Annotated in this window: 1 protein-coding gene; it reads right to left on the bottom strand. The window is 54.5% G+C overall.

Annotation, left to right across the window (positions count from 1 at the left end):
- A partial coding sequence (locus JMA46_RS17000; RefSeq protein WP_207346512.1) for an integrase core domain-containing protein occupies positions 1-255 on the bottom strand: 255 nt, incomplete at both ends.

Below are 255 nucleotides of genomic sequence, written 5' to 3'. Positions count from 1 at the left end.
TGTACCAGTCGACGAACTCGCTCAGGAAGGCTCTGGCTTCGGAGAGACTAGAGAAACGCTCGGGGAACAAAGGACCATATTTCATGGTCTTGAACAAGCTTTCGCTATACGGATTATCGTTGCTGACCCTGGGTCGTGAGTGAGACTGGGTGACCTCCAAATCCGCCAGCAGCGCAGCAATAGTTTTAGACGTCATCGAGGTCCCGCGATCGGCGTGCAGCACGTGCGGGACACCGTGGATACCGAACATTTCCT

Origin of the sequence: Arthrobacter sp. E3 (genome assembly GCF_017353415.1) — a bacterium.
GTDB lineage: Bacteria > Actinomycetota > Actinomycetes > Actinomycetales > Micrococcaceae > Specibacter.
The sequence above is the reverse complement of the archived record's forward strand: the minus strand, read 5'-3'. Positions and strand labels throughout refer to the sequence as shown.